This window comes from Monashia sp. HAY1-2A (genome assembly GCF_056755315.1).
This window is the reverse complement of sequence record NZ_JBNDHY010000365.1, coordinates 1-284: the sequence shown is the minus strand read 5'-3', so window position 1 is coordinate 284 and position 284 is coordinate 1. Positions and strand designations below refer to the sequence as shown.

The 284-nt window shown below is 62.3% G+C and carries 1 pseudogene; it reads left to right on the top strand.

Annotated elements, in window-relative coordinates:
- Positions 1-284 (top strand): annotated as a pseudogene (locus tag ACPYOM_RS22310) (transporter); the annotation flags it as partial.

Below are 284 nucleotides of genomic sequence, written 5' to 3'. Positions count from 1 at the left end.
GCCGATGTTTCCTACGACAACACCGCCTTCGCTCTGCACCTGGCCGCGGGTGTCCGGGGACTCGATGACCGGTTGGGCCGCGCCTTGGCCTGCCTGGTCATCTCGCTCCCGGTGGTGCTGGTCTTTACCGTGGGTCCGTTGTTCCTTACCGGGGAGTGGCACTGGCTGCCCAATCTTTTGGGATTGTCGCTTGGAACGCTGCTCACCGGGTTGGGACTCTCGTCGGTAATCTCGGCCCGGTATAACATTGCCGTACCCTTGCCTGGCGACAGCCCCTTCAAGAA